This is a genomic window from Actinomyces sp. MRS3W (assembly GCF_032465695.1).
Lineage (GTDB): Bacteria > Actinomycetota > Actinomycetes > Actinomycetales > Actinomycetaceae > Actinomyces.
This window is the reverse complement of sequence record NZ_JAWDJJ010000253.1, coordinates 1-5,907: the sequence shown is the minus strand read 5'-3', so window position 1 is coordinate 5,907 and position 5,907 is coordinate 1. Positions and strand designations below refer to the sequence as shown.

Sequence of the window (5,907 nt, the reverse complement as noted above, 5' to 3'; positions counted from 1 at the left end):
CTCACCGCCACACTCGACGCCCTGTACGCCTCGCCTACTAACCCGGCCGACGACGCCACGCAGACCGCCTCCCCGCTCGACGCCCCGGTGCTGGCCGCCGCCCTGCACACCCACCCCGATGTCCTCGACCTCATCCGCGCCGCCGAGCACGCCACCGCCCTGCGCGACCTCGCCTACCAGCTGCTGGGCCCCGCCCACGACCCCGACGTCGCCCGCAGGGCCCTGGCCGTCATCCTGGCCGCGCTGTCCGCGGTCCGCGCCGGATTGGGGAGTAGCCCGGATCGTAGCGCCGTCAGCGTCGAGGTCACCCTGTGGATCCGGGAGGTGACCCGCGTGGACCGGGTCCTGGACGCCCGGCCCGCCTTCCGCTGGTCCGACGCCGCAACCGAGGTGGTCGACGACGATGCACAGGCTCGGCCCGCCCTGTACTGCCGCGCCTGCGGCCGCTCCGGCTGGGGCATCGTCCTGGCCCCCACGGGACAGGGCGAGAAGCACGACCAGTCCACCATCCGCCGCGACCACCTGCAGGGCAACCCCCGATTCCGGGCCCTCCTGCACGCCCCCGGGGAGGAGGCCGACTACCGACATCGCCTCAACGCGGGGGAACTCAACGTTGAATCCCACTACCCCGGGCTGCGCTGGTACTCCGTGGACGGCCGGGAACTGCTCGCCCACCCGCCGCAGGACGCCGACCTGCAGACCCGTGAGGGCCGCTTCCTGCCTGTACTCACCCTGACCGGGGACGAGCGCACCGTCGCCGAGGGCTCCACCCGCGACGTATGTCCCTCCTGCGGCGCCACGGACTCCATCCGTTTCCTCGGCTCCGCCGTCGCCACCCTGCTGTCGGTCTCGCTCACCACGCTGTTCGGCGACGACGCCCTCGACGACGCCGAGAAGCGCGCCCTCATCTTCACCGACTCCGTTCAGGACGCCGCCCACCGGGCCGGCTTCGTGGACCAGCGCTCCCACACCATGAGCCTGCGCTCCGCCCTGCGCAGCGCCCTGACCGCGGATATGTCGATCGATGCCTGGACCGATGCCGCCCTTGAGGCCGCCCGCGGCAGTGCGTTTGACCGATATCGGCTGGTCCCCTCCGCCCTGGCCGAGCACGAGCGCTTCCGCCCCTACTGGGACCCGGAGGCCAGCCGCGGCGGGCGCCGCACCGCGGAGGGCTATGTGCGCCGTCGGCTCCAGTTCGATATCGGCCTGGAGGTCGGCCTCCAGTCCACCTACGGCCGCACCCTGGAGGCCACCGGCTCCCTCACCGTGCACGTGGCTGCCGGACGCGCCAGTGTCCTGACCCGAGTCGCCCGTGAGGCCCTCGGCGGCGAGCAGCAGGCGCTGGACGGCTTCGATGCCGTCACCGATGCCGAGCTGCTCGCCTGGGTGCGCGGCACGCTGGAGCATATGCGCCGCGACGGCGCCATCGACCACAAGTGGCTGGACCGCTACAAGGAGAACGACGGCAAGCGTCTGTGGATCTGGTACATGCGCAATCGCCGCCAGGGTCAGCCCGCCTTCCCCGCCGGCCGCACCGCCCCCGCCTTCCCCGAGGTCGGCGGGAGCCTGGACACGCGCCGCTCCGCCTTCGTGCCGGTCGGATCGGCCCAGTCCTGGTACGCGGGCTGGACCCGCAAGTGCCTGCACGTCACCCCGACGCATGCCGCCCGGCTCGCCCGCGCCCTCCTGACCGGCCTGGCCAGGGCAGAGATCCTGTCGGCCACCGCCACTTCTACCGGCGGCACCGTCTACGGTATTCCCGCCCAGCACGTCGTCGTCTCCCCGCTGTACGACGCCACCGGTGAGAAGCTGCTGCTCGTATGCGACACCTGCCGCAGCCAGCTGCCCGCCGCCCCGGCCACGGTCGGCCAGCTCGACGGCGCCTGCTGCCTGACCACCGACTGCCCCGGCCGTCTGCACGCTCAGCGGCACCAGGCCGAGAGCTTCTACCGGGACATGTACGCCGGGGCGCATGTGCGCCGCGTCGATGCCCACGAGCACACCTCCCTACTCGATGCCCAGGAGCGCACCAGCATCGAAACGGCCTTCAAGCGCCCCGTGCAACGCCCCGGCGACCCCAACGTGCTGGTGGCCACCCCCACCCTGGAGATGGGTATCGACATCGGCAACCTGTCCACCGTCATGCTCGGTTCGCTGCCGAACACGGTGGCTTCCTATGTGCAGCGGGTCGGCCGGGCCGGCCGGTACAACGGCTCCGCCCTGGCGCTGGCATACGTGCCCGGCAGGCGCACGCAGCTGCCCCTGCTGGATGATCCGTCCCGTCTCCTGAACGGTTCGGTCAGGCCGCCGTCCACCTACCTGGGGGCGGAGGAGATTTTGCGGCGCCAGTTCATCGCCTACGTCATTGACGTACTCGCCCGGGAGCACCACCCCGCCGTCCCCTCCGGCGGACACGGCACCGGCAACGCCCGCACCGCCCTGAGCAACGCGGAGGATTCCTTCATCGGCGTCGTATGCGAGCGGATTGCTCGCGATGGGCGCCTCCTGGTCGGGGCCTTCGCCGCCACCTTCGCCGACCGCACCCCGGCGCTGACGCGGCTGGAAGCCTGGGTCCGTCACGACGACGGCGCCGGCCCGCGCCAGATGCTGCAGCGCGCCGCAAACGAGCACCAGCAGGAGGCCGAGCAGCTCCGGATTCAAAGCCGACGGATCGAGAAGGCTCTGCCCGAACTGCGCGCCGCGACGGAGCGTCCCAACCCCACCGAAGAGGACCGGCGTGCCCTGCGCGCCGCCGAAGGCGCCGAGCGCGCCGTCCAAGCCCGGCGGCTGGACCTGGAGCAGGAGCACTGGGTCTCCGCCCTGGAGCGGCACGGAGTGCTGCCCAACTACGCCCTCATCGACGACCTGGTACGGCTGTCGGCGCACGTATCCTGGCGCGACCCGGACAACGATGAGTTCCACTCCGAGCCGTACGACATCGACCGCGCCTCCGCACTCGCCCTCAGCGAGTTCGCCCCCGGCGCCACCTTCTACACCCACGGCATGGAGATGCAGATCGACGGCGTCGACGCCTCCGGCCTGGCGGGTCAGGCGCAGTGGTGGCTGTGCTGCGAGACGTGCGGCTATGTCGAGGTCCACCAGCCACAGGAGACCGTCCCGGCGGCCCCTGCCGAGTGCCCCCGTTGCCATGACACCGCCATCTCCGACGTCGGGCGGGCGCGCCGAGTCCTGCGCCTCAACCGGGTCTTCGCCGACGTTCCCAAGGAAGACGCGCGCATCGGGGATGGCAGCGAGGAGCGCATCCGCACCAGCTTCGAGGTGGTGCCCCTGGCGGACTTCAACCCGGAACGGATCGAACGCCAATGGAGCGTCAAGTCCGGTTTCGGCCTGGTCCGCTACCGCGGTTTGCCCCTGCGGTGGCTCAACACCGGCAGGGCCCAGGCGGGGCAGTCGGTGGACCGGGTCGGCTCCGTACCCATCTCCTCCCGCGACTTCCGACTGTGCGACGCCTGCGGCAAGCTCGATACGGACACCGGTGTATCCGTTCCCCGCGAGCACCGGCCCTGGTGCGAGCACCGCACCGACCCCAAGGAGCATGTGGTCCAGGTGGACCTCATGCGCGACCTCACCACCGAGGGCATCGCCCTGGTGCTCCCCGTGGGACTGAACGGATACCAGGACGGCCTGGCGTCCCTGGCCTCCGCGCTGCTCCTCGGTCTGGAGCTGCTCACCGGCGGCGCCCCCGATCACCTCGATATCACGCCCGTCCCCTACCCCGTGCCCGATGGGGACGCCGGCGAGACCCGGCCCGCCCTGCTCCTGCACGACGTCGTGCCCGGCGGCACCGGCTACCTCACCGACCTCGACGACCCCGACCGGCTGTGGGAACTGCTTGTGCGCACCGGCCAGCACCTGGAGAACTGTCCTTGCCGTGGCGAGGAGGCGGCCATGTGCCACCGCTGCCTGCAGCCTCATGCGGTCGCCGCTGGAGTCACCCGCATGGCCGCGCTGCACGCGCTGCGCCAGCTGGTGGGTATGGACGAGGAGGATCTCTTCGCTGACCTCGAGCCGGACCTGCCCGGCTGGGAGGCCACCGATGAGGCGGTGCACGCCGGCACGGGTGAGAGCCCCCTGGAGGCGAGCTTCCGCACCGCGCTGGTCCAGCGCCTGCACAAGACGATGGATGTGCGCACCGTCGGTGACGCCTCCGGCGCGCCCGCGCTGGATCTTGACGGTGGACGCTGGCAGATCCGGCCCCAGCTTGACGCCCATGGAACCCGCCCCGACTTCACCTGCCGCCGCCCGCTGGGGCGCTCCCCCATCGCCGTGTACACCGATGGTCGGAACTACCACGCCTCCCTCACCCACAATCGGCTCGCCGACGACGCCGCCAAGCGCGCCCGCCTGCGCGCGCACGACTACCGAGTTGTCTCCCTCAGCTTCGACGACCTCAACAACGCGTGGAACCCCGCCTGGCTCGACGACGCCGCCATCCGTCAGCTGCAGGCCGGCATGCCCCGCCCCGCACGCGCCGGCGCCGTCACCGAGCAGGCGGTGACCGCCTGGCGGGGCGGGCCCATGGAACTGCTCGTGACGATGCTCCTGGATGACGCCGATGGCGAGGGCCCCTCCGGAACGGCCCTGAGCGCCCTGGCCGACTGTATCTGGAGTCCGCTCATCTTTGGCGTCACCAGTCACCTCCCCCTCAGCGGCGCCACCGCCATGCGTTATGTCCCCGCCACCCAGCAGGAGAACGACCCGCTGTGGGAGGCGCTGCGGGCGCTCCGGCCGAACGACCGCCTGCCCGAGCCGACTACCGCCAGCACACTCACCTCCTGTTCGGTGTTCGTGGCCGACCACCTGTCCCTGGCCATACAGCTCACCAACACCTCCACCACCGGCATGGCGCTCATACTCGACGACTCCGAGGAAGCACTCGCCTCCCCCACGCACGCCGAAGACTGGCGCACCTGGCTGAGGCTCAGCAACGTGCTCGCCCTGGCGCAGGCTCCCATCACCATCACCACCGCCTCCCTGGCCCTGGAAGAGCTGCAGGACCGGGCTCGCACCGAGGCCGTCCTCGGCAGCACCGAGGCGCCCGTCGAGCGGATGCGCGCCCTCGGGTGGGACGCCGTGGACACCACGCTGACCCCGCCCGCGGTGCTGGCGCTGCTACCCCACCTGGCAACCGCCGGCATTGCCCGGGACGGCGAAGGCGAGGAGGCGGCCGACGGCATCATGACCGACCTGTCGTGGCGGGAGGCGCAGGTCGCCGTCGTCGCCGCCGACGGCGGGAGTGAAGAGAGCGACGTGGCCGCGTTGAGAGAAGCCGGGTGGCACGTCGTCGTCGCCGGGGATGATCCCGAATCCGCCGCCGCACAGGTCTGCACGCTCCTGGAAGGACACTGACATGCCCGCAATCGTCTGGCCCAGCAGCAAGGTCAAGGACGCGACGTCCAAAGACCCGTCATTGCAGGCGAAAATAGGCCCGTTCCTGAACAAGCTCGCGGGCGCCAGCACCAGCGCCGGGCTGCATGTGGAACCGATCCGAAACGCCCGGGACAAGCGCGTACGCACCGCCCGGGTCACCGGCTTCTACCGGGCGGTGCTATTCGAACTGGATGCGGGTTCCGAACCCGTCTACGTCTTCCACGGCATCTGGCCACACGACGAGGCGATCAAGATCGCCGAGTCCGTCACCGTCCGCATCAACCCCGCCAACGGCACCACCGAGGTCACCCGGATCCAGGACGCCATCGCGCAAGGAACCGACGCCGTCGAACAGGCACGGCGCGAGGCCCAAGCCAAGCTGGATGCCGCCCAGCGCGAGGCCGCGGAGATCACGCGCGAGGCTGCCCGCGTCCGGGCCGCCAATGCGCAGGCTCGGCAGGACGCCGCGGCGTCGGGAACCACGGCGGCGCCGCCAGCCGGTTCAGCACCGGGAAC

The 5,907-nt window shown here is 71.3% G+C and carries 1 protein-coding gene and 1 pseudogene; both read left to right on the top strand.

The genetic code is table 11. From position 1 onward, the window contains the following. Positions 1-5,370: helicase-related protein (locus RWX45_RS09695; RefSeq protein WP_316023522.1), on the top strand; the 5,370-nt coding region annotated here is incomplete at its 5' end. Position 5,371: 1 nt separating this feature from the next. Next, a pseudogene (locus RWX45_RS09690) lies at positions 5,372-5,907 on the top strand (ATP-dependent helicase); the annotation flags it as partial.